Annotated in this window: 1 pseudogene; it reads right to left on the bottom strand. The window is 47.2% G+C overall.

The features are described from left to right. Positions 1-252 (bottom strand): annotated as a pseudogene (locus KM934_RS12985) (DDE transposase); the annotation flags it as partial. Positions 253-436: the final 184 nt, after the last annotated feature.

The following is a 436-nucleotide window of genomic DNA, read 5'->3' as shown; positions in this document are numbered from 1 at the left end:
ATCCAACTGTCGACGGATCATCCTGCGAGTACGCTTGTTGGTGTGATGGCGTTGCTTCACATAGGCCATGTTGTCGTGGGCAACATCAAGGTACTTCGTCCTCATGCGGTGAATGCCGAGTTCCTTACTTGCCTCACACATCATTGTATATACCTTCTCTACGCATTCCCATAGCAACTTTGTGTCAGTGGGGTAACGCATGCTGCTTTCGTAGCACGTTGCATCGGTATAGATTGTATCAAGATTCCTCATGTATGGTTTCCATGTTTCTGCCAATGACTCCTGCTGAGTCTGGATCTTCAGGCGCTTGGACAGTTCAAGGATAATATCATCTATGAGCTTGTAGTTGGTCAGGGGATTGGCTGAACTTATTCGGATGCCACTCTAAGTTTGCAGAAGAATGCTCTAAGTTTGCAGAAGAATGCGACGCAGTCGC

It is taken from the genome of Hallella faecis (assembly GCF_018789675.1).
Classification (GTDB): domain Bacteria; phylum Bacteroidota; class Bacteroidia; order Bacteroidales; family Bacteroidaceae; genus Prevotella; species Prevotella faecis.
Note: the sequence above shows the minus strand (reverse complement) of the source record. Positions and strands in the feature narration are given on the sequence as shown.